Consider the following 24,127-nt stretch of genomic DNA (forward strand, 5'->3'; position numbering starts at 1 on the left):
CAGGCCGGGGAGCCGGAAGGGCGGGCCGCAGCCGAGGTGCCTGGGACGGACCGCGACCCCCGCACGGGGCATGGCATCGGAAACCAGGGCGGCAGACAGTCGCGTGGTTCAGCCGCCGGGGTCGGGGCGGACCGGGCGCGCTCGATCAGGTCTTCCCCGCGTGTCGGAAGTTGTGGCCCCAACTTGCGGGTGGCGCAACTCCCGTGCCCATGGTGATCTGCGGGTGATCTTGTCTGCTTCGGCGTGACCATACCACCGGATGGCCGGATTCAAAGAGCTCGCCGGTGCCGGTTTCTGATGCCCACTCGGATTCAACTCGCAGCTGCCACGGGTGAATACGTGTCCCGACCTCTGCATACGTCCCAGCCAGGAGATGTCCGCGGCGGCAAGGGGCAGTTCGGCCTGCCCGTCCGGACAGAACGGCCTGCCCTTGTGCACGCCCCGACCGGGAGATGCCCGCAGAGGCAGATCGTTCTGCCCGGACGGGCAGAACGTCCTTCCCCCGAGCGCAATGAATGACGCACCGTCAATCATTCTCCTGAGATCAGGCGTTACTGTGCTGTCTTCTCCCAGGACCGCGGTTGCTCCATCGGCATGCCCGATCTCGTTGGCGTGGCGCCGCATTCGCATCGACGACGGGAATGTCCGCTGTGATTCTTCTGACCGGTGTCACCGGGACGGTGGGCCGTGAGGTGGCTCGGCTGCTGGCGTCGACCCGACCGGTGCGGGTGCTCGCCAGGGACCCCACCCGACTGACCCTGTCGGGTCGCGACATCGAGGTCGCCACGGCCGCGTACGCGGACCATGACGCGCTGCTCCGGGCTCTCGAAGGCGTCCGGACGGCGTTCCTGGTGACCAACGACCCCACCCAGCCCGACGACCTCCGGTTCATCGCGGCGGCGATCGCCGCCGGCGTGCGCCATGTGGTGAAGCTGTCCGCCTACGCCGTCAGCGAGGAGGACGCGGAGGACCTGATCACCCGTTGGCAGCGGGCCAACGAGGAGCTGATCCGCCGGTCCGGCCTGGACTGGACCTTCCTTCGCCCACGCGCCTTCATGTCCAACACCCTCGCCTGGGCGACCTCCATCCGCGCCGAGGGCGTCGTCCGGTCCCTGAACCCCTACTCGGGCAACGCGTGCGTGGATCCGCGCGACATCGCCGAGATCGCGGCGCTGACCTTGACCGAGCCCGGCCACGCCGGCCGGATCTACCCCCTGACCGGGCCGGAGGCCGTTACCCCGGCCGAGCAGACGGCCCGACTCTCCGCCGTCCTCCGACGCCCGCTCCAGATCGAGGAACTGACACTCGATCAGGCCGCCTCCCAGTGGTCACGGCGCTACCCGGCCCCGGTCGTGGAGGCACTGCTGCAGAGTGCCGGCCGCCAGGCCCGGGACCTCAAGGCGACGGTCGACCCGACCTTCGAGCAGGCAACAGGTCTGCGACCGCGGCCGTTTCGGACCTGGGCGGCCGACCACGCCTCGGTCTTCGGCTTGTGAGCGGAACGGCGGGCAGCGCAGCGGGGGCCGCGTGACGGTGGTCGACGCCGGCTCGGACGTCGCGGCGGTCGAGCGGACTCTCCTGGACACCCGGTGGGCTCCGGCCGACAACGCGGACTTCGCCACCTACCGCCCCAGCCCACCGGAGATCGCTGCGGCAACCGCCGATCTCGACTGCAAGAGGTCAGCCAACCAGGTTGAGCGCGCCGCGCCTCCTCGTCCGGCTCCGCAAGAACCCTCGGCAAGCCGCTGCAGGACGATGGCCGCCCACCCAACCCGCCCGCCTGTTAGTGCCGTGTGGCGGCCGTCTCCCGGGACCGAGCGGATGGTACGACGCCGCAGTCACTTCTCGGTCGGGCAGTCCTTGGCGGGCGGCGAGCCTCCGGCCCAGGTCAGGACGTCGAATTTGATCGCCTTGGCCTCAGGATCGAGTTCGACCACCGCCAGGGCCTTGTGGTCGGGGTTGCCCAGGTTGTCCCGGCAGATCCAGCCGCTGGTGCCCCGGACGCGGTCGGTGTTGTGCAGCCGGAGCAGGCTGTTGCTCGTGTCCTGCAGGCTGGGCACCGGGGCGCTCTGCGCGGCCAGGTGGATCGCGGCAACCGCCGTCCGGACCGAGTCGTGGGCGATCATCGTCCGTGATCCTCGAAAGTCGACCGGACCGAAGTCTTTGAGGGGGCCTTTGAGGTACTCGGTCAGGGCGGTGAGTTCGGCCTTCGAGCCACCGTCCGCGCCGGCTTCGTAGGTGTCCCACATGGCCGAGTTGGCCACAGCGACGTACTGGAGGATGATGCGGCCGTTCTCGGTGTTCTTCTTCAGGATGTCCCAGTTGAATCCGGGATCCGACGCCAGGGTGTCGGCGGCGTCGCCGGTGACCACGGTGAACGTCGTGCCCCCACAGCCCCTGCTGCCGAGCTCGTTGAGGAACTGCCGGAGCTGGGTGTAGCGCCCGGCGAAGTAGATCGTCTTGACGTTCGAGACGCAGAGGCCGGACACGATCTGCTGGAAATCGTTGGACAGGTTGCCTGTCGCGTGAATGTCGTCCGGTGAGCGGTACTGCTCCGGTGGCAGGGACGAGTACTTGTCGAAGGCCGCTCTCAGGGTCTTGATGTAGTTGTCGTCCTCGCGGAGGTCCTCCACGACGAAAAATCTCAGCCGCCTGCTTGCCGATGTACGCGGCCAGCGCATCGGCCACCTGCGTATTGGTCGGCACGACCCGGGCGAAGCCGGGGAAGGTGGTGTGCTCTTTGGTGTTGGCGATGTCGTCGGCGGTGATCAGCCCACCGATCACCGGGATGTGCAGGGTGTTGGTGAGGTAGGTGATGGCTTCCTTGGTGGTGTTCACGCTGGAGTCGAAGCCGGTGACCGCCCGCAGGTTGTCGGTTGCCGAGTGCACCATTCCGCCCAGTTGGTCGGCGACCGGCCGCCACTGGGCACCGCCCGAGCCAGGGTTGGCGAGGACCAACCGGACCGCCGGGGACTTGTCGTTGGTCCGGTTCGCCTGGTACTGGGCGAGGTAGGCACCCTGGACCTCCCGGAGGATCTGCTGCTGGTCGACGTCGCTGGCGGCGATCATCGACACCATGAACGCGACGGTGACGTGCGGCTGGCCCGCGATCCGGTCGTTCTCGGTCTTGATCCGGCTGGAGACCTGGTCGAGGGCCGGTGCGAAGCTGAACCCGCCGTCACTGACCCCGGTGCACTCCTGGTGGGGGCCGCGCTTCTGCACACCGGGTGCGCAGGCCAGAGTGGGCTGGAGGAGTGAGTAGCCCGTCCAACCCCCTGCCACCAGCAGCAGTACGGCCGTTGCGCCGGCCACCCATCTGGTCAGGGTGCCCCAGGTGCGCGGGTTGAGGATGCTCATGAGCCGGGCCCTTCCGAAATCGGCAGATCAGGGGCTTGAACACCCTCTCGCAGGCGCTTGGGCCACTCCCGATGGGCCCGTTGGAGGGTGGAGTTCTCAACGACGTGCTCGTACAGCGTGCTCAGTGCCGACTCGACGCGCTCGACGCACTCGTCCTGAGGGACGGTCAGCGGATCGGACTGCCGCCAGAGCGCGCGGACCAGCCGGTTGATCGCCAGGTGGACGTGCTCGGCGGTGGGGTCGGTGCAGCTGGGACAGCGGGCGAGCTCCAAGGGTTGCACCACGGTGGTCGGCACCTGCGGGACGGAAGCCTCGGGTGCGAGCGGGGCGGCGCAGACGTGGTTCACCGTCGCCAGCCACTCGTGTAGTCCGTCCTGGCCGAACCGCTGGTGCAGGAACCGGACGACCAGGTTCGCCTCACCGAGGGCGAGGCTGTGGTGCAGGTAGTCGGCCTGCTGACGGCTCGGTGGCAGGGCGGGGTCGGGTGGCTCGTAGCTGGACCGCAGGCGTCGTTGGGCCTGACTCCAGTCCTCCGGGGCGAGAGCGGCGCGAAGCCGGAGCAGCAGGAGCGCTCGCAACGCCCGGTCGGCCACGAAGGGGGTCGGATGGCCTGCGGTCGGCCAGGGCCGGAGATCCCACCGGGTCGTGTCCAGATGCTCGGCTGCTTCGCGTACACACCTGAACGCGTCGTCGTCGGGACGCCTCAAGCTCCAGAGGCGGCGGGCCGCCGTGCTGTCCAGGGCCGCCGACAGGAGGGTCAGTCGCTCCCGCATGTGCGGAACTGGCAGCAACTGCCGCAGCAGCCGGGCGGTGAGGTCACCGCTTGCCGTCCCGTCGAGGAGCGCGACGAAGTCCGCCATCTGCAGGCCGCCCCCGGCCGCCGGTGCCAGCTGGGCTGCGGCATCCGCCAGTAGGCGGGCCGTGGACGGGCGGCCGCCGCTGAGCCGCTCGACGAGCAACGGCAGGTGGCGCGGGCAGTCCAGCGGGCTCAGCATCCCCAGGATCTCCTCGTGCCGAACGGGCGGCAGGCCCAGTCTCAGTACCTGCGGTCCGCCCGCGTGGCCGCCGGGCGGGCGGACGGTAGCGGCCGTGGCGTCGGGCAGCGCGGTGACGGAGTCGGCTCCGATGTCACCCAGCGAACTCGCCACGATCACCGGCCTGGTGACGTGACGGGTGGTCCGGGGCAGCTGCTGGTACGCGAGCAGCAGCACCGTCAGAAGCCGCGCGCCCTGCGGGGTGTGCAGGTTGTCCAGCAGGACCAGTGGGTAGGGGGCGTCGTTGTGGCGCCTGCGCCAGCCGTAGTTCTCGTCGATGTCCGCGAGGAAGGCGGCGACGAGCAGAGCCTCGGCCTTCTGCCGCCAGTCGGCCATTCCGCGGAAGCCGCGGACGAAGGGGAGCAGCCGCTGGAGGCCATCGCCGGTGAACATCGGCAGCTGGTCGCGCCACCACCGCAGCGCTCCGGAGTCCGGGCGGGCCGCGAGCAGCAGCTCGCGGGCCGTCCTGGCGACGGCCTGGAACATCGGGTCCAGACCGATGGGTACACCGACGGCGCCGCTGACGGCAGGCAGCAGCGCGTCCAGCCACTGTTCCACGACCTCCTTGCGCCGTTGCTGGTCAATGCTGTCGGCCCGGAGGATCTCGAACAGCCGCCGCTCGGCCGCCCGGAGGCCTTCGGGACGGCCCGGGGCTTCCTCGGTGATCCCGACAGGTTGCCAGGCGCTGACCACCAGCAAGCCGACCGAAAGCCGACGGAACTGCAGGCCGTGGCCGAACCTGTCCACCTTCAGGCCGAGTTGGTCGGAGAGGAGATAGAGCAGACTGGTGACAGGCGAGGAGTTCGGGGTTTCGTTCTCCGAGAGACCGGCCAGTGAGTCGTGGCCGAAGCCTGGTGCGGCCAGATCGGCATGGGCGAGCGGCAGCCGGTTGTGATAGGCCTCGTACAGCGCGTTCAGCAGGGCGCTCTTCCCCGCGCCCCTTCCGCCGATCACCTGCACAACGGGCCCGCTGTCGCGGCCCTTGGACCGGATCAGGCCCTGCCCGTTCCGCTCCAGGCCAACCCAGTGCGGGACCAGTCCGTCCAGAAGCACGCTCTGACCATGGAGGTTCTCACTCATGGTTCTCCTGACCACCGAGCAGTCTCGTCGGGCGGACTGTGGTGGGGCCGATACGGATGTGTACGGCTCGCGAGTGGAACTTCCGCCGAGCCGCAGGAGCCGAGGACGCGGCAGGCTGATGCATCGCCAAGTGAGTTCTCCTGCTGACTTGTTGGTCAATTTCGAGACAACTGGGGCGGGATCTTCCGGTACGTCAGCGGTGCGCCCCGGTGAGTGAACGCCGACTTCGGTGGAGCGACGGCGATCACCCGAAACGGCTCAGCCGATCTTGGCCCCAGCACCTACGACGCCCCGCCCGGGGGCTGCTCCCGCCCGAGGGCGAGTGACGCCAACCTGCTTTCCCGAAGCGGACGATAAGGGGCTGAGGGGTCACGCTGTCGGTGCTGGTGACGGATCCTCCGCAGCTGTCAAGGCGATGAGCTCCGGGTCGAAGAACGGATAAGTTTCTCGGTTCAAGGTCGAGCGTGCGCCTTTCGGCGATGACGGGAGGGCGTGTCGACGAGTCGGCCGGCGGTACTGAACGTGGCATTTCCTCTGTTCAGCGAACAGGACATGGCACCGGCCATCAATGACCGGTGCCACGTAGGGGCCTGCACAGCGCCCGCCGGCCAGACCGGGCCGAGCCACCCAGCCCGGCTCCGAGGAGTCGGTCAGCCCGACGGGTCCAAGGTGTCGGTGTGCAGACCCGACCCTGTCGCCGGCCGACGACGTTCCGGCGACGCTGCGAGATCGGCGCCTGGGGTGGCAGCAAGATCCCGATCGTCCTCCAGCCGGCCTGGGGAGCGGGGGTCAGGGACGGTTGCGGTGGCTGCGCCGAGCCCGCGTGAGGCCCTCGGTGATGAGGCGCGGTGCCAGACCGATCGCCGGCGCGAGGAGCAGGGTGCACCAGGTGCGGGCGCGCGGGCGTCTCACGTCTCAGAAGTCGTCGAAGTCGCTGTCCTCGTTCTGGCGGCGCTCCTCCGCCGCGTCGTGCGGGGCGTGGTACTCCCGTTCGCTGTCGCTGAGTTCCGTCTCCCGCGAGGCGAAGAACTCGCCGGCCGCCACGTCGTCACCACCGTGGCGACGCCAGTCGGCGAGGATCCGCTGCGGGCTGGCCGTCACCGTCGGGTTCCCGGCGCCGGGCAGGACGGTCAGCTGGTACGCCTCGCTGGTGGTGGCGGGCGAACGGTAGGTGAAGGTGTGGTACTTGAGGTTCCCGGCCGTCACGTTGTTGCCGACCAGCCGCTGGTAGGCGTGCACCAGCCCGGGGTTGGCGAAGTTGCAGAGCAGCACGGTGACGCCCTCCTCGACCAGCTCCCGCGCCACGTCGACGATGACCTTCTGGAACTCCGCGCCGTCGTCGCCTGTGCCGTAGGTGTTCGCGGTCGCCGAACCGACCGTCTCGGGGGCCAGGTGGTTGCCCGCCACCAGACCGTTGTTGAACACCGGGAACGGGCAGTCCATGAAGACGATGTCCGTCCGGTCGGCCAACTCACAGGTGCGGCGGAAGTCACGGCACTCGAAGTCGATCGCGACCTCCTGCACCTTGTCCCGGACCGCCGCCAGTCGGGTCTGCTCCTGGGTGCGCAGCGCGGTGAGCTCGTCGGCCGTGCGGTCCTTGCAGGTCGCGACCACGGCGCCGGTACTGTTCAACTTGGTGCCGTGCACACAGCGGTTGACCAGCCAGATGTACTTCAGGCAGGTCAGCATCGCCGTGGCCGGGTCGTTCCCGGCATTGAGCAGCGCCTGCCGCCCGGTCTGCAGGTCGGCCAGCAACTGGGCGAAGTTGCCGAGCAGTTGGGTGTCCCAGACCTTCGCCAGCTTCAGGTACTCGGTGACGAATCGATCGCCCATCCGGCGCATGGTCCAGTACGAACCGATGACGTAGTGGTTCAGGTCGCCCGCGACCACCGAGCCGAACAGCGGCACGCCGTCGGTGAAGGCGGTCCCCCAGCAGGCCGAGTTCAGGAAGATCTGCCCCGAGCCCAGGAACGGCTCGATCAGCCGCGGTAGTCTGCCCCGGTTGTCGGCGAACTTGGCCTGGGCGACCCGGGCGAGCGCCAGCTGGGTGAAATGCGTCCGGTTGTGCTTGTTCCCGGTGTACGGGGTCAGCCAGGCGAACTGCTCCGAGGACGGCACCAGGATGTTGGTGAACTTACCGACATAGGAGGTGTGTTGCTGGACGAACTGCTGATACGCACCTCCCACGACGTTCGCGAAGTAGTTGAACCCGCTCGGCGTCCCCATCGAGCCGACCCGGGTCGGCTGGTACGCCGGCACCAGCAGGTTGCGCGGCACCGCCCGGAAGTCGGCGCCGACCGTGAAGCCGCGCGGCGGACGGCCGTTGCGCATGTGACCGATCCCGCAGACGGCACAGAGCACGCCGTTCTGGTCCATCGCACCGCTGTAGTCACGTTCGAAGCCACAACGATCACAGTAGATGTGCACGGTTCCCCTCGGAGTCGTCCGCCACTTGCCGCCGCTCACGACTGTAGGGCGCGCGGACCGGGCACGGGGGCGGAACGACGGATGGGTGCACGGGGACTCCGCGCGGTCCGGGGCTTGGCCGACCGGCCGGGCCGGGCCCTCGGCGGCCTCCTGACCGACACCGCCGACAGCAACCTGTACATGCGACAGATCGACGACAGCCTCGGCTACACGCCGACGCACACGACACACCAGTACCAACTCGACCTGGACCGGCGGACGGACGGGCCGGACCTGGACGTCACCTGGTCCGGCCCGGCAGACGACCCGGGTCGAAAGGGGGCTTCACCAGTCCGAGTTGGTCGCCCCCAGACTCAGCAGGACCTGGTCGAAGGTGTTGCCGTCGCTGTCATCGGTGTACGACATCGCGAGAGTGCCGAACGGGGAGGAAGCCACCGCGACCTGCTCCTGCCGACCGGCCGTGACCTGGCTGACGGACTGGGCCGGCAGTAGGCCGGCGAAGGTGCCGTCGGGGTTGAGGCCCCGGGCCCAGACTGCCGGATCGGTGCCCGCGACGCTCCAGCCGACCACGGCGTCGCGCTGGTCGTCGATGCCGACGGTGGGGTTGCCTGCTCCGGTGGCGCCGGAGATCTCGACCTCGGCCGACCCGGCGGTGCCGGTCGCGGTGAACGACCGGGCCCAGACGCCACGGGTGCCGGTGTGGTCGGACTCCCAGGCCACCGCGAAGTCGCCGTTGAAGTCGGCGGCCACGGCTGGGCGTTGCTGCTGGCCGCCGCCGAGGCTGTTGGCGCTGCGGCGGGTGAGGGCGACGGCCCCGTTCGACTTGGCCAGCTTCACCAGGCCGATCTGGTAGTAGCCGTTGCCGTCGGTGTCCTCGTCCCAGACGACGACGGCGTCGCCCGAGGCGGAGGTCGCGACGTCTGGGTTGTGGTGCGCGCCGCCGGCCGCGTTGACCGTCACCTCGTAGGCCTTCGTCGTGGTCCCGGTGAACCCGGCTGCCTTCACCGTCGCCGCCGCGGTGCCCTGGATGTCCTCCCACACCACGGAGAACGCGACCGCGGTGGTGCTGCCCGGCGCGCCGTCCGGATCGACCGCGACGCGCGGATGGATCTGCTGGCCGTCGGCGCTCGCGTTGGCCTGACCGGAGCCGAGCACCGCACCGGCCGGCGAGAGCACCCGGTAGGTGATGTTGTAGAGCCCGTTGCCGTCCGGGTCCTCCGCCCACACGACGACGGCGTTGCCCCGGTCGTCGAGTCCCACGTCGGGCTGGAGGTGCCGCCAGGCCGCGCCCGCGGTCCCACCGGCCGAGAGCTTCGTCTCGTAGGCCGAGACACCGTTGTGGTACGTCCGCACCCACACGTCGCTGTGCGTGGTGTCGCCCGGGTTGGTCGAGTCGCGGTCGTCCTCCCAGACCACCGCGACGTCGCCGAGGCGGTTGGCCGCGACCGAGGCGGAGTCCTGGTCACCGGTGGAGTCGCTGTTCGCGGTCGCCCAGGACGAGGGCCCCGCGGCCGAGGCCGGGGCGACCATGACGAGGGCCGCGGTGAGGGCGGCGACGGCTGCGCCGAGTACGGAGAGCTTACGCATCGGCCAACCCCGGCTGTCCGTCGTGGATGACAAAGGTCCGGGCGGTGGTCGCCGCCGCGCCGTGCTCGGTCACCGTCGCCACCGACCGGAAGTCGGCGGTGAGTTGGGACGGCGTGATGCGCGTGCGGACGTAGCCGCGCTGGTTGGAGTAGAAGCGCAGGTGCGGGTTGAGCGATCCGTTCGGGATCGTCGTGCCGGTGCTTCCGTTGCCGCCGCTGGTGATCGAGGTGCAGACCAGCTCGGAGCCGATCGTCGCCGACGACGGATTTGCGTAGTCGGCCTTGAGGTCGTTGCCCCAGGACGCGTGCACGTCACCGGTGAGGACGACCGGGTTGCGTACGGACCGGTCGGTGATGCCCTGCTGGATCCGCGCCCGGCTGGCCCGGTAGCCGTCCCAGGCGTCCATGTTCATCGCGCCGGACGCGTTCACGTTGCGGGCGAAGAAGACCTGCTGGCCGATCAGGTCCCAGGTGCTCAGGTGCCGGCCGAGTCCGTCGAGCAGCCAGGCCTCCTGGGCCGCGCCGGTGAGCGAACGGTTCGTCAGATCGGCGTCGGCGCAGACCTTCGTCCCGTCGCCGCAGGCCTGGTCGTCGCGGAACTGGCGGGTGTCGAGCATGTGGAACGTGGCGAGGGTGCCCCAGCGGACCCGGCGGTAGAGCTGGATGCTGTTGCCGGCGGGCGTCGCGGCCGCTCGCAGCGGCATGTTCTCGAAGTACGCCTGGTACGCAGCGGTGCGTCGCGCGGTCCACTGGGCCGCCGTCAGCGAAGGGCTGCTGTCGGCGCGGACCATGTCGGCGTAGTTGTTCTCCACCTCGTGGTCGTCCGGCACCACCAGCCACGGCGCGATCGCGTGCGCGGCCTGCAGGTCCGGGTCGGTGCGGTAGAGCGCGTAGCGGCGGCGGTAGTCGGCCAGCGACACGATCTCGCTGCCGAGGTGCTGGCGCACGCCGCCGGAGCCGGCGCCGCCCTCGTAGATGTAGTCGCCCAGGTGCAGGATCAGGTCGGGGCGGTCGTCGGCCATCCGCCGGTAGGCGGTGTAGTAGCCGCTCTCGTAATGGGCGCACGAGGCGAAGGCCATCGTGAAGTCGCGCCCGACCGTGGCCGGCGCGGGTGCGGTACGGGTCCGGCCCACCGGGGAGATGAATCCCTGGGCCCGGAAGCGGTAGTAGTACTCGGCGTCCGGGGCGAGTCCGCCGGCCAGCACGTGCACCGAGTGGGCCTGGGCGTAGCGGGCGGTGACCGTCCCCGAGCTGACCAGGGTGGTGAAGTTCTGGCTGGTCGACACCTGCCAGTCGACGGCGACGTCGGCGTTGGGCATGCCGCCCTGGCCGTCCGCGTTGGTCGGCGTGGGAGCCAGCCGGGTCCAGAGCACCACGCTGCTGTCGTCCGGTTCCCCGGAGGCGACGCCGAGCGTGAAGGGGAAGGGGGTGGAGGCGGCGGCCGACGGCTGGGCCATCGCCCCGAGTTGGAGCGTGGCGGCGCCCGCGGTGGTGAGCCCGCCTAGGATGAATATGCGGCGACTGAGGTTGCTCATAGCCGCCGATGCTCGCGGACGCGAGTGAACTTCCGCCCCTGCGCGGGGGGCGGTCAAGTGACCTGGCAGCGAAGCGAGTTGGCGGGTGTCCCCACGGCCACCGGGAGACTCCCCTCGTCCCACGGAAACCGCGACCGGGAAGGGTGTCGTCCCGGCGCGGCTCACGGACGCCCTCGGGTACGCCACCGAGGGCACCGTCCGCCGGCTGCACCGGGACTGGGCCCGCTCACCCGCTGACCTGGTGTCACGGCGCGTTGTCAGTGGTCGGCGTCGGCGGCGTGGAGGACTTCGCGGAGCAGCAGGTCGAGGTCGGCGGTGGTGGTGCGGTAGTTGCACAGGCAGGCGCGCAGCGCGGTGCTGCCCCGGACGGCGACGGTGGCGAGGTAGGCGCGTCCGTTCTCCTGGACGCGGCGGGCGACGCGGGTCTGGAGGGCGTCGGGGTCGCTGCTCCGGGTGTCGGTGACGCGGAAGCACGCGACCGGCCACGGGCCGCCTGCCAGGAGCTCCAGTCGTGGTTCGGCGGTGATCCGGTCGCGCAGTTCTTCGGCGAGGCGCAGGTAGTGCTCGATCAGGTCGGTGACGCCGTCCCGGCCCAGGTGCTGCAGGGTGGCCCAGAGGGCGAGGGCCCGGGTGCCGGGGCGGGTCAGCTCGATGGTGGAGTGGGAGAGCCACGGCAGCGCGTCGGGTTCGGCGGCGGCGAGGTAGGAGGCCTGGTGCGCGAAGGCGGTGTGCAGGTGCTCGGGGTCCGGGACCAGCAGCGCCCCGCAGCCCACCGGCACGCTGAGGGTCTTGTGTGGGTCCACGGTCATCGAGTCGAGGTCGCCGACGCCCTGGTAGCGGGGGGCCAGCGCCGGAACGGCGGCTCCCAGCCCTCCCCAGGCTCCGTCGGCGTGGTGCCACATGCCGACGCTCCGGCACAGCCGCGTGACCGGTTCGAGCGGGTCGACGGCGCCGGTCGCGGTGGTGCCCAGCGTGCTGACGGTGCAGAACGGCAGCAGGCCCGCGTCCAGGTCGGCGGCGACTGCGGCGTGCAGTGCGGCGGGGTCCAGGCGGTCGTGCGCATCCGTGGTGACCGGGCGCAGCCGGTGGGCGGGCAGACCGATGCAGGAGGCGGCCTTGGCGACGGACATGTGCGCCTGGGCGCTGTAGTAGACGGTGAGTCGGGCGTGGTCGCGGTCGTAGGCGGGGCCGTCCGCGGAGCCTCGGCGGGTGAGGTACCAGGTGCGGGCGGTGGCCAGGGCCAGCAGGTTGGCCATGCTGCCACCGCTGGTCAGGACCCCGCCCGTGCGGTCCGGAAGCCCGGCCAGGCCGGCCAGCATCCGCACGGTGCCGCGCTCCAGGTCCATCAGGGCGTTCTCGCCCATGCCGCAGGTCGCGTTGACGGCGGACGCCAGCAGTTCCGCGACGACTCCGGCCGGTGCGGGCGGTGAGTTGATCCAGGCGAAGAACGCGGGATGCCCGTTGCCGGTCGGATAGGGGGCGATCTGGTCCCGCACGAAGTCCAGCACCCGACCCAGATCCCCGGGCTCTCGGCCGAGCCGCCCCTCCCGCAGCCGCGCCCGTTGCCGCGCGGGCATCGGCCGGCCCACCGGATTGGCCGGCAGCTCGTTCAGGTACCGGGCGGCCCATTCGGCCGCTGCGACGAATTCGTCCTGCAGCACCTTCGGGTGCACCCGGGGTGGCTGCTGGTCCGGCAGGAAGGTTTCGCCGAACCGGGCCGGGTCGGGCTCACTGAGGCGGTGGGTCATGGCGCGGGTGGGCCTTTCGTCGTCACAGGCCCGCTGGTCAGCTCAGTTGGGGCCATGATCGTAACGAGCGACCGTGGCCGACCGACACGCGAACCGGCCGGGTCGAATTTCTCGGTCCGCCACCTGCACGAGTCCGGGGACGCCACCGACGCCCTCTCGCACCGAGCAGGCCTCGCCCGGTGCCACGCCTCGTCGTGCAGGACCAGTCCCCGGGACGGCTCGTCGGGCTGCCTCGCCCGGTCCTCTGAGGACCGGAACGCGGCCGCGCCGGGTCCCGGCGGGCGGCCGGTTCCTTGGCATAGTGGGTCCATGACAGAGCCAGGCTCCATGGGCCGCGAGCGTGTGCGTGCCGGGCGGCGCAGACTGTGGGTCGCCTCGTTGATCTCCCTGGGTGCCGTAGGCCTCGCAGCCGTGCACCTGGCCCGTCCGAACCTGAAGATCGACACGGCCACGCTGGTCCTGGCAGTGGTGGCCGTGATCCCGTGGCTGGGCGACCTCTTCGACAGCATCGAACTTCCCGGCGGCACCAAACTCCAGTACCGGCAACTGCAGGAACGCGTCGAGGCCGTTGAACAGCGGACGGTCGAGGCCCGGCTTGCGGTCGACGACGCGAGCCGCCAAGCCCGTGTCGCCAGCAGTGGCCAACCGCGAGAGCGCCCTGAGCGGCGACGCCGACCAGGACGTCGCCCGCCTGGTCGGCGAGTTCACCGACCTGCGGCGCGGACAGCCTTCCGGCGCCGCACGGACCTACCGTCAGGAGCTGATCTTCGCCGAACTGGCCAGACTGACACCGAGGTTGCCCGACTTCGACGTCACCGCCTCCCTCGCCTCCACCGAAGGCGGCGTCCGGCTGGCCGCCTACTCCCGCCTGTACGCCCTCCCGGAGGAAGGGTTCCTCCCTGCACTTGTCGACGCGGCGACCGCCGAAACCCTGCACTTCAACCAGTACTGGGCCCTGCAGGCGATCAGTGCCGTGATCGACGCCACCGGTCCGGGAAACGTGCGGCTCGAGACCGTGCGGCGGCTGCGCACCTACCTCCCGCAGCTTCCCCATGACAGTGACCGAAGCGCAGTCCTACGAGCGATCCTGGGGCGACTGGAGACCCGGACCTGACCGTTGCGGCCGCCGCGCAAGACACCGGGCTCCGGCGACGGCTGTACGGACCCGTACTTGTGCCGTGGGCTACTCGGTGCGCAGGCCGTCGGGACGCATCATGCGCCACAGCGGCGGCAGGCTGAGCAGGGTGACCAGCAGGACGACACCGCCGCCGATGCCGGTCATCCACGCGATGCCCGCCCAGTCCAGGGCCAGGGGCAGCACCGCCATTTTCAGCAGGATCACGCCGAGGCCCAGGCCGCCGACGACAGCCAGCGCCAGGCCGAGCGTCACCGGCAGCGCGGTCTGCCACAGCACCGACAGCCCGAGCGTCGAGCGCCGGGTGCCGAAGGCGACCAGCACCGACAGCAGCTTCTTCCGCTCGCGGAGCTGCTCCAGCATGGTGACGAGCATGCTCGCGCCGATCAGCAGCAGTGTGACTGTCGTGCCGATGAACAGGCCGCGCTTGATGTTCGTGAACTTCGGGGCCGTGACGGTCTCCGTGCCGTGCTGGACCGACAGCAACGGGTCCATCCGCGCCGCCGTGTTACGGACCCGCTCGGCCGCGTCGCGGTCGGCGGGGTCCAGCTTCGCCAGCAGTTCGGTGCGGGCCTCGCCCAGGTCACCGACATTGATCGCCTCGGGGGTGGCGAAGATCCCGGTGCCGAAGGACCCTGCCGGGTGCGGCACCAACGGGGCGAGGCGGGCGGTGACCGGAACGGTCCACAGCTTGGGCGCGCCCGGCTGCCCCGACTCCTTGTCCTCCGTCGAGAGGTCGACCTGCGCGCCGGGTGCGGGGAGGTACACGCCGCCGGTCAGCGGGTTCTGATTCGCCGGGTCCTTCGGCCAGGTAGACGCTGCCGGGCGGCAGTCGGAGGCCTCGACGACCTGGCCCAGGGCCGCGCAGTCCCCAACGATCACGAAGGCGCCGGGGTCAGTGGGCGGGCCGGTCCTGTGCGCGTGGCCGAGTATGTAGGTCAGGGTCGATGCCACGCCCGGGGTGGCGCCGAGCGCGGCCGTGTCCTCCTTCTGCTGGGCCGCACCGGTGTAGTCCCTGCTGATCCGCATCTCCCCGCGGAGCGGACTGAAGCCGGTGTGCTGGGTGTACCTGCTCTCCAGCCCCGAGAACAGCATCTGCACGGCGATCGCGCCGGCCACCGCGACCGTGATGCCGTTGACCATCCGGGCCGACGCGCCACTGTCCAACTGGATGCGGCGGGTGGCGAGCTGGAGCGGCAGCGGGCCACCGCGGATCCGGCCGACGACGGTCTCCATCGCCCAGGGCAGCAGCGCCGTCACCCCCACGAGCAGCAGCACGGCGCCCGCCGCGATCTTCGGCTCGTTGACCGGGCTGTCCGGCGAGAGGCCCCCGATCATCGGGGACAGCAGGGCCACCCCGACGAGCGGAAGCGTCAGCCGCCACCACAGACGCCGCCGGGCCGTCCCGGTGTGCCGTACGACGCCGAGCGGTTCGATGGCGACCGTACGCAGCGCGAACAGGGTGACGGCGACGGCCGTGACCGGCACGCCGACCACGATCAGCGCCACCAGCAGCGGACTCGGGGACACGTCGGACGCGAAGACGCTGATCCGCCACAGCTCGACCGTGTCGACGAGCTGCCGTCCACCGGCGAAGAGGCCCAGCCCCACGGCGAGCCCGACCAGCGCGCCGAACAGGGCCTCCCCGGCCGCGATCCGCCGCGTCATGTGCGCGTCCGCGCCGACCAGCCGGCGCGGCCAGCCGTCGGTCGCGGCGTTCGCCGCCGAAGCGGACGGCGGTGGCGATGAGGATCGCCACCGGCACCAGCAGCACCACGAAGGTGATGATGACCAACAGTGTCAGGAACGGGCCGAGGGCCTCGGAGAGATTCGGGCTGCCGATCTCGTCGGTCCTGGTCGGGTTCATGCCGTCGGGGACGAGGTTGTCGGCCCCCGCGTAGTAGGCGAGCTCGTGTGGGCCGAGGAGTCCCGCCTCCCCGATGGTGCCGCTGACCTTGTGGCCGAGGCGCTCCTTGAGCAGGGCCCCTTCGGGCGACGCGAGCAGCTTCCCGAGTTCGGGGGAGACGAACATCTCGCCGGGGGCGGGCAGTTCGTCCAGGCCGGGCGGGAGCAGCGGACGGTCGCCGTCCGGCTGCACCAGCCGCCCGTAGACCTCCTGGCCCCGGTACGTGGTGTCGGTCCGGCCGGTGACGATCGTCTCGGCGGTGGGCTGTACGGCCACGCTGTAGGAGGAGGGGGAGACGTCGCGGGCCGCGCCGCGGTCGCCGCGGGCGTTGAGGATGGCCGGGACGGCGGCGGCGACGAGCAGCAGGGCCACGCCGAGGCCGACTCCGACGGCGGTCAGGAGCGTACGGGTCCAGCCCTCGCGTCCGCCGCCCACCGCGAACCGGACGCCGAAGGCGAGGTCCCGTGCCCAGTCGGCCGGGGTGACCGGGGTCTCCCCGCGCGCCGCCGCACGGCGGTTGTCGAGTTGGCGGTGCTGGGTGCGGATGCGTCGCAGAATGCTGTTCTTCACGCGGCGTGCCCCATGTCTCGCGACTTTCCGTCGCGTACGACGATCTCGCGGTCGGAGTACGCGGCGACGCGTGCTTCGTGGGTGACCAGGACGACGGCCGTGCCGGTGTCGCGGGCGGCCTCGGTCAGCAGTCGCATGACGCGTTCGCCGTTGAGGGAGTCCAGGGCGCCGGTCGGTTCGTCGGCGAAGAGCACGCGCGGGCTCCCGATCAGGGCCCGGGCGACGGCGACCCGCTGGCCCTGGCCGCCGGAGACCTGGCCGGGACGTTTACGGGCGAGGTCGGCGACCTCCAGGCGTTCCATCCAGTCGACGGCCCGGCGCTCGGCCTCCTTGCGCCGGACGCGGTTCAGCCGCAGCGGCAGTGCCACGTTCTCCAGGCAGGTCAGCTCGGGCACCAGCTGGCCGAACTGGAACACGAAGCCGAACTCACCCCGGCGCAGCCGGCTGCGCCCGGCGTCCGAGAGTGTCGACATGGCCCGGCCGTTGTACGTCACCTGGCCGGCGTCGGGCGTGACGATGCCGGCCAGGCAGTGCAGGAGGGTGGACTTGCCGGAGCCCGAGGGGCCCATCACGGCGACGACCTCGCCGGAGCGGATGCCGAAGTCGGCGCCGTCCAGCGCGGGGGTCGGGCCGTAGGACTTCCGCAGGCGGGTCGCGGACAGTATGGGGTCGGTCATGTGCGGATCTCCGTGGCGAGCTGGTCGAGCCGGGCGGCGGTGAGCTCCAGCCACCGCAGGTCCGCCTCCAGGTGGAACAGGGCATGGTCGCATATCAGCTGGTCGGCGAGGTCGCCGCCGGCCTTGCGGCGGGTCAGCTCGCGCATCAGGCGCAGGTGCTCGGCCCGCTGGGTGTCGAGCAGCCCCTCGGCACTGCGGCCGGTCAGCAGGGCCAGTACGACCTTGGTGTACAGGGTGGTCTGGAGGTACGGCTCGGGCTTCTCGGGCTGGGCGAGCCAGCTCTCGACGTCGGTCACCCCGGCGTCGGTGATGGCGTACCGCTTACGCTCCGGGCCTCCGCCCGCCTCCAGGCCGTCGACCTCCACCAGGCCGTGCTTCAGCAGCCGCGCCATGGTCGAGTAGACCTGACCGTAGTGCAGGGGGCGGTCCTGGCCGAACCGGTCGTCGAAGGCGCGCTTGAGGTCGTACCCGTGGCGGGGCCCCGACTCCAGGAGCCCGAGCAGGGTGTGACTGATTGACATGCGGCGCACTCTACACCGCGTGTATACCTCGTGTGTATAGCTCTCCGTGGCGCCGGCCCGGCCGGCCACCGCCGGGGTGTGGCCGGGATCTCGGCCTGGGCGGGCCGCGGTTCATTTCTCCGGGCGGGACTGGTCGGGTGCGCGGTCTCCCGCTGCTTCCGGCACCGGGTCGGTGATCGTCCTCAGCTGCTCGGCGGAGAACTCGACCGTGCGGGATCTTCTGGCCCTGCGCCAGGACCCAGGCGAGTGCCGACTGCGCCGCTGTGCAGTCGGCCTCGTTCGCGAGCGCCCGCAGGCGTTCGACGAGGGCGAGGTTGCCGAGACAGGGGTGTCCTCCCGGCGCAACGCGTGCTGCGCCACGCCTACAGGTAGGCCAGCGGCGGGACGCCGGCCACCTCCCGGATGCGCTGGGCGAAGCTGGTCCGGGACATGGCGGCGCGGACGAGTTGGGCCCGGGTCCAGGGGTGGGCCGGGCTCTGGTGCGTCAGACGCAGGGCGGGGACGATGCGTTCGTCCGCAAGCACGCAGCCAGCCGTCCGGGTAGTCCTCGCCGGAGGGTTCTACGAACGCATGGGACTACGGACCTTCCTGACCTGGACCACCCACGTCCTGCCACTGACGCCGCCACCTTCCCCGGACGGCGACCGGGGAGCGCGGGGCTCCCTGTTGTGACCGTGCCGACGGGCCGGACCAGGTGATGCCCAGGTCCGGCCCGTCCGCTCGCCTCTACAGGTCGAGCTGGTACTGCACTGTCGTGTGCGTGGGCACGTAGCCGAGGCTGTCGCTGATGTGTCTCATGTGCGTGTTGCTGTCGGCGGTGTCGGTCAGGAGGCCGCCGAGGTCCGGATAGCGCCCGTGGGCCTGTCGGATCGACTCGGCCTTCATCCATCGGCCGAGACCGTGTCCGCGGTGCTCGGGCAGCACGCCGGTGCCGTAGTGCTGGCCGTCGCCCGTGCCGCTGCCCGGGACGACGAGTTCGGTGAACCCGGCGATCGAGTCGTCGGCAGTGTCGATGGCGACGACCGTGTGCAACTGGTCGCCGCGCTGTTCGACGGCCTTCGCCGCAGCCCGGACCCGGTCCACGTCCCAGGCCACGATGCCGAAGTCGGTGTCTTCCATGGGCATGTCGTCCATGGCCCGGCGTGAGTCGGCGAACGTCTGGGCGAGGTCGTCGGGGACGGTTCCCTGCCATGACGTCAGCCGGTAGCCGGGATGCGGACGCTCGACAATCTCGGTGAGGGCGCTGGCGTCCACGTCGGCCAGCGGCAAACGGGCGTACCTCAAGGTGAGGACCTTGCGGAAGCCGTGGGCCGGCAGGAAGTGACTGCCGGGCGATCCGGCCTCGGCCTGCGCGCTGACGCAGCGGCGGGCGTTGTCCCGGGCGGCGGCCACGGCCGCGTCGAGAAGCCGGGAGCCGACGCCCTTGCTGCGCTCCACGGGATGGACGTGGAGGGTCAGTTCGGCCAGGTGCTCCTGTCCGCCGTCGAACAGGCGCAGAAAGGCCGTCCCGACGGGGATGGAATCAGCGTCGGACGCCAGCCACACGAGGCGGCGGCTCTGTGCGCCGCGGGCAGGGTCGGTCAGTGGAGTGATACGAAACGACAAGGTGTCTCCGTCGTGAGCAGGTGGCAAAGGGCAGTACGCGGGCTCACCTGCTGGGCACTCGTGCGCATGTGCTCCACACCTCCTCGTCGACGGTGCCGGTCCGGATGAACATATGGACGGCGGGGAGAACGTAGCTGACCTATCGATTCCGCGGCAAAGGATTAACTGAAGACTGGTACGACGGTGGGGTCATGGCCCCTCTTTGATCGCCACGATCCGTACGGTTGCCTCACAGCCGTACCTCGTGGCCACCGCCCGGTGGCGCTTGAGGGGATCGATCCCGCACCCGAGCCGCACACCTTGTCGGCACGCACGCTGTCCGACTGTCAGAGCACCCGCGAGCGGATCATCGCGGTCAGCCGGGGCGAGTCGGGCGTGGGCGGTTGGGCGTTGAACGCCTGGTAGCCCCAGGTCTCGTAGAGCTGCCGAACTCTGCCGTCGCCGGCGAGCGGGTTGACCATCAGGGTGACGCGATCCTCGGTCCGGTCGGCGAGCAGGTCGTCGTGGATGCGGCGGGCCGTTCCGGTGCCGCGCCACGGGGTGCGGACGCCGATCTCCTTGACGGCCAGCGCCGGGGTGTCCGTGAAGCCGTCGGGCAGGGGCTCGGCCATGCGGTTCCAGTACCGGTCGCGAGCGTCGACGGTGTTGCCGTAGGCGTACCCGACCGGCACCAAGCCGTCGTAGCCGAGGACGAGTTCGAAGCCGGGTTCGGTGGCGTGCCGGTCGAGGCGTTCGGCGAACGCCTCGACGCGGTAGTTCGCCAGGTGCAGCAGCGGTGCCCGCACGTCCGCGTACACCTCCATCAGGTCCTGCCGGGCCTCGGGGGTCAGGTCGCGGTGGTGGCGGAGCTCGATGGTCACGCGGTGGTCCTCCAGGTGTCGTGCGCGTACTCGGCCCAGGTCAGGTCCGGGCCCCTGCCGGCGGCCAGACCGTGGAGCCCGGTGCCGGATGCGGTCAGCATGCCACTGACCCGGGGGTGGGCGGAGACGGGGCTCCCGTTATATGAGGACACGTCATATGTGTTTTCGGTGAGTGCAGTTGATCTCGTGGTGGGGGCGCCGCGCTGCGTTCAGGCGGTCGTGGCCGTCACGATGACGGGCCCGCGGTCGTACGCGCCGCGGTACGGCGTGCACAGGTCCGTCTCGGTGAGTTCGACCGACGTGAAGCCTGCGAGTCGGAGCAGGGCAAGGACCTCGTGCGCGTGGTACCAGTGCAGTGTCGCCGGGCGGACTTGCGGGCCTGCCAGCACGGTCTCGCCACGCAGCAGCGTGTACCGGCGCTCCTCCGTCCAGCTCTGTTCCACCGCGTCCTCGGCGAGCACCCGCCGCTCGACGCGCAGCGTTCGGCCGGCCTCCAGATCGAGTCGAACGTGCGGTTGCCAGTCCTCGGCCATGGCAGCAGTGCTCTTGTAGTCGTGGTCGACCGGTTCGAGGTTGAACGCCAGTACACCACCGGGCTCCAGATGCTCCCGGCAGCGCCGGAACGCCTCGGTCAGGGCCTGCCGGTCCGGCAGGCAGGCGATGCTGCCGCAGGGGATGTAGATGGTCCGGTAGCGGTTCGGCAGGTCCAACTCCTGGACGTGCTGGGCGTGCAGAACCGGCGCGAGTCCCTGTTCCGCCGCCCGCTCGCGGCAGACCGCCAGCATCTCCTCCGACGCGTCCAGCCCCTCCACCGGCAGTCCGGCGGCCAGATAGCGGCGTTGCAGCCGACCGGCTCCCACCCCGATCTCCAGCGCCGGCGTTCCCGAGGTGCGGATGATCCGCTCGAAGACCGGGTGGTCCCAACCGGGTTCGTCGTACGCCGCCCAGTGGATGACCGCCAACCCCCGGTACTGAGCGGTCTGGTCCGGGGCGCTTCTGTCGTCGGTGACGTTCATTCCGCGCATGCTTGCCCGGTCCGGCAGCGCGCCGCAAGCGAATTCCGACCTACCCCGGCAGGGGCCTGACTGTGCTGCCCGCCCCGGCTCCGCGCGAGCTGCGGGGCCGCCCGGGTCTCTCAGTTCCGCTTCGATCGCCGTACCCGCGTCAGCCGAGCTGCCCGGTCGGCCGCATGGTGATCTGGTTGATGTCCACGCCCGCAGGCTGGTTGAGCACGAAGGCGATCGTGGCCGCGATCTGTTCGGGGGTCATCGCCTCCTCGGGGGTGCCGCCGCGCTCGGCCCAGAACGCGGTGTCCACCACTCCGGGGGCGACGACGGTCACGCCGACCCGGTCCTTGCCGACCAGCAGCCGGGTGTTCTCGGCCAGCGCGTGCACAGCCCACTTGGTGACCGAGTACAGGTTGCCGGGCGTGTTGCGCACTCCGGCGACGGAACCGATGAACACGATCCTGCCCTTGGACGCCCTCAACTGCGGCAGCGTCTCGCGTACCAGCAGGGCCGGGCCCAGCACGTTGGTGAGGACCATGGCGCGCATGTCCTCGGGGGCGTGGTCCTCCAGGTTGCCGGGCAGCGAGAAACCGGCGTTGGCGATGACGTTGTCCAGTCGGCCCCACACCTCGACCACGCGGCGCACGGCGGCGGCGACGTCCGCCGCCTCGGCGGCGTCACCGGTGATCGTCAGCAGCCGCTCACCCGCTCCGGCCGAAGCGGCGAAGGCGGCCAGCTTGCCCGCGTCACGTCCGGTGACCGCCACCCGGTGGCCCTGGTCGAGGAGGGTACGGGCGGTGGCGGCACCGATCCCGGTCGATCCACCAGTGATCAGCGTGACGGGCTCCATGCAACAGCCTCCTCGGCGACGGGTCATCAGTTCCCCAAAACGCCTGCACTATACGTGGGGTGAGCTGCTGCCAGGGTTGGCACGCCGTACCGGCTCCGCCCCAGGCCCGCTTACGAAACCGGCGCCGCTTCGACGAGTAGGCGTACCGCCGGGGCCCGGAGGCCGCCACCCCGGTCGGGTGGCGGCCTCCGGGCCCGGTCCTGCTGCGGTGCCTCCGGCCGGACCACAGGCTCGGCCCCGCAAGGCTCAGCGTTCGCGGGGCGACGGTCAGACGGCGTCGTAGATCAGGCTGGAGCAACGGTCTTGGGCGAAGGAGATGTCCACGCACACCTTCCACTGGAGCGAGTGGCCCTCGCCGGTGGTGACGACGAAGTCGCGCCACGTGCCGTTCCCGTTGTAGTTGACGATGCGGCTCTGCTTGACGCCGTCGATCCAGTACTCGATGAAGACGCCGTTGCCGTCGGCCTTGTTGTCCTGCAGCCCGAAGTTGTTGCGGCTCGGGTCGTAGTAGGCATAGGCGCCGGTGACGGAGGTGGCCGACGCGGCGGCGGGGCCGACGGCGGCGAACAGTGCCGCTCCCGTCAGTACGGTGGCGAGGACGAGCTTCCCGGTCGTGCGCATGGTGGGTCTCCTTCTGGTGGTGGAGGATCTCGTTGGCAGGCGGCGGGACAGGGCTGGTGGCCTCCCCTGCGGGCCACGGACGTGCTCGGCCGCCTGCGAACGACCTTCGCTCGGCGGTGGCACGGGAGTCTTGTAGGAATGCGCACCACCGCTTACCTCAACTCGGCTGCCGGAGAACGGCACTGGTCACGAGGTCGGGTACCCGGTCGGCCGGCTCGGCGGTGGGTTCGGCGGCTGTGCGGTGGCCGATGAACTCGGCGGGCGAGCAGCCCGTCGTCGCCCGGAAGGTGTTGCTCAGGTGTGCCTGGTCGTAGAAGCCGCTGACGGCCGCAGCCTCCGCCCAACTGCCGGTGGCGCGCTGGTGGTAGGACAGGGCCCGTTGGAGCCGGAGGACCTGACCGGTCTGCTTGGGTGCGAGCCCGACGGCTTCGCGGAACCTGGTCTCGAGCCGGCGCCGGCTCCAACCGGTCCCGTGGACGAGGTCGCGGACCGGGGCGGTGCCGCCGCTGCGGCGCAGTTCGGCGAAGGCCCAGGAGACCTCGGCCGGCCATCGGGGCCCCTGGGCGATGCGGGCGGTCAGGAAATTGTCGAGCAGGCGGAACCGTTGGGCCCAGTCCGGCTGTTCGGCAATCTGCTCGGCCAACTGCCGTGCGGGGCGGCCGAGGAGGTCGGGCAGGTCTGCCCAGTTGTGTTCCGCTTCGCTCAGGACCGGGCCGAAGAGCCGGTGCGCCTCGGCCGGGTGCAGCGAGACGGACACCCCTTCCATTCGGCCTTGGTGTTCCGCGACGGTGGCCGTGCGCCGCAGCCCGCCGACGGGAGAGGCAGCGTGGAGCACCGCCCGGTCGTCGATCGCATCGGTGAGCCGTAACGGCTCGGAGAGGCCGATCACCAGGGTGACCACGTCGGTCGGCACCTCCAACCGTCGCCGTCCTTGACGCAGGTCGAGCCGGTACCCGCGGTACCGGAGGACGTGTGCCGTCTGCCACGATCCTCCGTCGGGCAGGACTCCCCGCGTAATTGTCAGGCTTCCGTCAAATATGGTCATGGTGCCCATCGCACCCCGAATCCGAAATCTCCGCAAGCTCCACCCAACTGACCGATCCGGTGGGCAGTACCCGGTCGTTCGAGCACGTCCTCGGGTTGGAGCCGTCAGCGTTGCGTTAGGGTGAGCCACCCGCGCGCCCCGGGGAGCGGCGTCGGTCAGGTGGTCCGGTCCGCAGCGGCCGGGCCGATGAGCTGGGGGTGGGCATGCCGGGTGCGTCCGGGTACACGGTCAAGCACGAGGGTGTGGAAGCGCAGGCCAAGCGCCTGGACGACGCCGCCGACGAGGTCGGGCGGATCCGGTCGGCGGTCGCAGACGGGAGCTGCCAGGCCACCGACGTCTTCGGCGGCGACGACTCCGGCGCGGCGTACACCAACTTCGCCGCCGCATGGCAGGCCGAGACCCAGAACCTCCAGAGCGCCCTGCACGAACTCGCGGGCCGGATCCGCGTGTCGAACGCGAGCTACCGCGTGGGCGAGCACGGGGTGGTCACCGACCTGTCCACCGTGGGCAGCGGCGACTACCGGCCCTTCGGCTGAACCGAACCACCCCGGCAACAGGAGCAC

At 70.7% G+C, this 24,127-nt stretch carries 20 protein-coding genes; 4 read left to right on the forward strand and 16 right to left on the reverse strand.

The genetic code is table 11. The features are described from left to right. Positions 1 to 650 precede the first annotated feature (650 nt). Complete coding sequence (locus OHV05_RS00005) at positions 651 to 1,496, forward strand: SDR family oxidoreductase (protein WP_405015644.1); 846 nt, start codon at positions 651 to 653, stop codon at positions 1,494 to 1,496. A gap of 342 nt (positions 1,497 to 1,838) precedes the next feature. On the opposite strand, the gene OHV05_RS00010 is transcribed toward OHV05_RS00005, so the two are convergent. Next, entirely contained in the window at positions 1,839 to 2,633 is a 795-nt protein-coding gene (locus tag OHV05_RS00010) for a hypothetical protein (protein ID WP_405015645.1), read from the reverse strand. Here OHV05_RS00010 and OHV05_RS00015 point away from each other — a divergent pair. After that, positions 2,608 to 3,258 carry a hypothetical protein gene (locus OHV05_RS00015; protein ID WP_405015646.1) on the forward strand — a complete coding sequence of 217 codons (651 nt, stop codon included), beginning with the start codon at positions 2,608 to 2,610 and terminating at the stop codon, positions 3,256 to 3,258. The two genes, OHV05_RS00010 and OHV05_RS00015, sit on opposite strands and share 26 nt — an antisense overlap. 95 nt (positions 3,259 to 3,353) lie before the next feature. Here the strand turns inward: OHV05_RS00015 and OHV05_RS00020 are convergent, their stop codons facing one another. From OHV05_RS00020 to OHV05_RS00040, 5 genes are all read right to left on the reverse strand, one after another. After that, positions 3,354 to 5,471, reverse strand: a complete 2,118-nt coding sequence (locus OHV05_RS00020) for a hypothetical protein (protein ID WP_405015647.1) — start codon at positions 5,469 to 5,471, stop codon at positions 3,354 to 3,356. A 915-nt stretch (positions 5,472 to 6,386) separates the two neighbouring features. Then, complete coding sequence (locus OHV05_RS00025; RefSeq protein WP_405015648.1) at positions 6,387 to 7,847, reverse strand: hypothetical protein; 1,461 nt, start codon at positions 7,845 to 7,847, stop codon at positions 6,387 to 6,389. 375 nt (positions 7,848 to 8,222) lie between these two features. Next, positions 8,223 to 9,485, reverse strand: coding sequence for a hypothetical protein (locus OHV05_RS00030; RefSeq protein ID WP_405015649.1), 1,263 nt, complete (start codon positions 9,483 to 9,485; stop codon positions 8,223 to 8,225). Then, a complete protein-coding gene (locus OHV05_RS00035; protein ID WP_405015650.1) occupies positions 9,478 to 11,019 on the reverse strand; it encodes an alkaline phosphatase D family protein in 1,542 nt (513 codons plus the stop codon). The genes OHV05_RS00030 and OHV05_RS00035 overlap by 8 nt, the downstream gene beginning before the upstream one ends. A 257-nt stretch (positions 11,020 to 11,276) precedes the next feature. Then, positions 11,277 to 12,767, reverse strand: coding sequence for a pyridoxal phosphate-dependent decarboxylase family protein (locus OHV05_RS00040; RefSeq protein WP_405015651.1), 1,491 nt, complete (start codon positions 12,765 to 12,767; stop codon positions 11,277 to 11,279). Positions 12,768 to 13,392: 625 nt separating this feature from the next. On the opposite strand from OHV05_RS00040, the gene OHV05_RS00045 reads away from it, so the two are divergent. Then, positions 13,393 to 13,881 (forward strand): hypothetical protein, encoded by a 489-nt coding sequence (locus OHV05_RS00045; RefSeq protein WP_405015652.1) that lies wholly within the window; start codon positions 13,393 to 13,395, stop codon positions 13,879 to 13,881. Between the two features lie 69 nt (positions 13,882 to 13,950). Here the strand turns inward: OHV05_RS00045 and OHV05_RS00050 are convergent, their stop codons facing one another. The 10 genes from OHV05_RS00050 to OHV05_RS00095 all read right to left on the reverse strand — a co-directional run bounded on the left by OHV05_RS00050 (position 13,951) and on the right by OHV05_RS00095 (position 23,564). Continuing rightward, positions 13,951 to 15,570 (reverse strand): FtsX-like permease family protein, encoded by a 1,620-nt coding sequence (locus tag OHV05_RS00050; protein WP_405015653.1) that lies wholly within the window; start codon positions 15,568 to 15,570, stop codon positions 13,951 to 13,953. 804 nt (positions 15,571 to 16,374) lie between these two features. Then, a complete protein-coding gene (locus tag OHV05_RS00055; RefSeq protein WP_405015654.1) occupies positions 16,375 to 17,055 on the reverse strand; it encodes an ABC transporter ATP-binding protein in 681 nt (226 codons plus the stop codon). Continuing rightward, positions 17,052 to 17,576, reverse strand: coding sequence for a PadR family transcriptional regulator (locus OHV05_RS00060; RefSeq protein ID WP_405015655.1), 525 nt, complete (start codon positions 17,574 to 17,576; stop codon positions 17,052 to 17,054). The genes OHV05_RS00055 and OHV05_RS00060 overlap by 4 nt, the downstream gene beginning before the upstream one ends. 362 nt (positions 17,577 to 17,938) lie before the next feature. Further along, positions 17,939 to 18,100 (reverse strand): hypothetical protein, encoded by a 162-nt coding sequence (locus tag OHV05_RS00065; protein WP_405015656.1) that lies wholly within the window; start codon positions 18,098 to 18,100, stop codon positions 17,939 to 17,941. A gap of 202 nt (positions 18,101 to 18,302) precedes the next feature. Then, positions 18,303 to 19,181 (reverse strand): GNAT family N-acetyltransferase, encoded by an 879-nt coding sequence (locus OHV05_RS00070; protein ID WP_405015657.1) that lies wholly within the window; start codon positions 19,179 to 19,181, stop codon positions 18,303 to 18,305. A gap of 326 nt (positions 19,182 to 19,507) precedes the next feature. Continuing rightward, positions 19,508 to 19,984 carry a GNAT family N-acetyltransferase gene (locus OHV05_RS00075; protein WP_405021362.1) on the reverse strand — a complete coding sequence of 159 codons (477 nt, stop codon included), beginning with the start codon at positions 19,982 to 19,984 and terminating at the stop codon, positions 19,508 to 19,510. A 266-nt stretch (positions 19,985 to 20,250) separates the two neighbouring features. Beyond that, a complete protein-coding gene (locus tag OHV05_RS00080) occupies positions 20,251 to 21,057 on the reverse strand; it encodes a class I SAM-dependent DNA methyltransferase (protein WP_405015658.1) in 807 nt (268 codons plus the stop codon). A 148-nt stretch (positions 21,058 to 21,205) separates the two neighbouring features. Beyond that, positions 21,206 to 21,898, reverse strand: coding sequence for an SDR family oxidoreductase (locus tag OHV05_RS00085; protein ID WP_405015659.1), 693 nt, complete (start codon positions 21,896 to 21,898; stop codon positions 21,206 to 21,208). 267 nt (positions 21,899 to 22,165) lie between these two features. Further along, complete coding sequence (locus OHV05_RS00090; protein ID WP_405015660.1) at positions 22,166 to 22,519, reverse strand: hypothetical protein; 354 nt, start codon at positions 22,517 to 22,519, stop codon at positions 22,166 to 22,168. Between the two features lie 157 nt (positions 22,520 to 22,676). Beyond that, a complete protein-coding gene (locus OHV05_RS00095) occupies positions 22,677 to 23,564 on the reverse strand; it encodes a helix-turn-helix domain-containing protein (protein ID WP_405015661.1) in 888 nt (295 codons plus the stop codon). A gap of 203 nt (positions 23,565 to 23,767) precedes the next feature. Here OHV05_RS00095 and OHV05_RS00100 point away from each other — a divergent pair, with 203 nt between their 5' ends. Beyond that, positions 23,768 to 24,100 carry a hypothetical protein gene (locus tag OHV05_RS00100; protein WP_405015662.1) on the forward strand — a complete coding sequence of 111 codons (333 nt, stop codon included), beginning with the start codon at positions 23,768 to 23,770 and terminating at the stop codon, positions 24,098 to 24,100. Positions 24,101 to 24,127 lie beyond the last annotated feature (27 nt).

This window comes from Kitasatospora sp. NBC_00070, assembly GCF_045041205.1.
GTDB lineage: Bacteria > Actinomycetota > Actinomycetes > Streptomycetales > Streptomycetaceae > Kitasatospora.

Bases quoted from the DNA above. Each gene is read 5' to 3' on its own strand.
- OHV05_RS00035 (WP_405015650.1), bottom strand. From the start codon at position 11,019: ATGAGCAACCTCAGTCGCCGCATATTCATCCTAGGCGGGCTCACCACC.
- OHV05_RS00075 (WP_405021362.1), bottom strand. From the start codon at position 19,984: ATGGAGGTGTACGCGGACGTGCGGGCACCGCTGCTGCACCTGGCGAAC.
- OHV05_RS00030 (WP_405015649.1), bottom strand. From the start codon at position 9,485: ATGCGTAAGCTCTCCGTACTCGGCGCAGCCGTCGCCGCCCTCACCGCG.
- OHV05_RS00040 (WP_405015651.1), bottom strand. From the start codon at position 12,767: ATGACCCACCGCCTCAGTGAGCCCGACCCGGCCCGGTTCGGCGAAACC.
- OHV05_RS00100 (WP_405015662.1), top strand. From the start codon at position 23,768: ATGCCGGGTGCGTCCGGGTACACGGTCAAGCACGAGGGTGTGGAAGCG.
- OHV05_RS00080 (WP_405015658.1), bottom strand. From the start codon at position 21,057: ATGAACGTCACCGACGACAGAAGCGCCCCGGACCAGACCGCTCAGTAC.
- OHV05_RS00050 (WP_405015653.1), bottom strand. From the start codon at position 15,570: ATGACGCGGCGGATCGCGGCCGGGGAGGCCCTGTTCGGCGCGCTGGTC.
- OHV05_RS00020 (WP_405015647.1), bottom strand. From the start codon at position 5,471: ATGAGTGAGAACCTCCATGGTCAGAGCGTGCTTCTGGACGGACTGGTC.
- OHV05_RS00025 (WP_405015648.1), bottom strand. From the start codon at position 7,847: ATGGACCAGAACGGCGTGCTCTGTGCCGTCTGCGGGATCGGTCACATG.
- OHV05_RS00060 (WP_405015655.1), bottom strand. From the start codon at position 17,576: ATGTCAATCAGTCACACCCTGCTCGGGCTCCTGGAGTCGGGGCCCCGC.
- OHV05_RS00090 (WP_405015660.1), bottom strand. From the start codon at position 22,519: ATGCGCACGACCGGGAAGCTCGTCCTCGCCACCGTACTGACGGGAGCG.
- OHV05_RS00085 (WP_405015659.1), bottom strand. From the start codon at position 21,898: ATGGAGCCCGTCACGCTGATCACTGGTGGATCGACCGGGATCGGTGCC.
- OHV05_RS00055 (WP_405015654.1), bottom strand. From the start codon at position 17,055: ATGACCGACCCCATACTGTCCGCGACCCGCCTGCGGAAGTCCTACGGC.
- OHV05_RS00095 (WP_405015661.1), bottom strand. From the start codon at position 23,564: ATGACCATATTTGACGGAAGCCTGACAATTACGCGGGGAGTCCTGCCC.